The 274-nt window shown below is 50.0% G+C and carries 1 protein-coding gene; it reads right to left on the bottom strand.

Annotated elements, in window-relative coordinates; genetic code table 11:
- The coding region (locus tag QVO51_RS06700; RefSeq protein ID WP_288167954.1) for a recombinase family protein at window positions 1–274 on the bottom strand (274 nt) is incomplete at both ends.

Raw genomic sequence — 274 nt, 5'->3', positions numbered from 1 at the left:
CCTGCGCATAAGAGCCTAAAAGCGTCAGCATGAACTCTCCATCCGGGCTGATCGAGTGGATATTCTGCTCTTCAAAATAAACATCCACCCCCAGTTCTTTCAGCTCACGGACGGTCTCCAACAGCGTAACGGTGTTTCGGGCGAACCTTGAAATTGACTTTGTTATGATAAGATCGATGCGTCCGGCGCGGCATTCGGAGAGTAATCTTTGAAAGTTCTCTCTGTTGTCCTTTGTACCGGTCAGGGCTTCATCGGCGTAAACACCGCAGAACAG

The organism is Ruminococcus sp. CAG:379 (assembly GCF_000434255.1).
GTDB lineage: Bacteria > Bacillota > Clostridia > Oscillospirales > Ruminococcaceae > Ruminococcus_F > Ruminococcus_F champanellensis.
The sequence above is the reverse complement of the archived record's forward strand: the minus strand, read 5'-3'. Positions and strand labels throughout refer to the sequence as shown.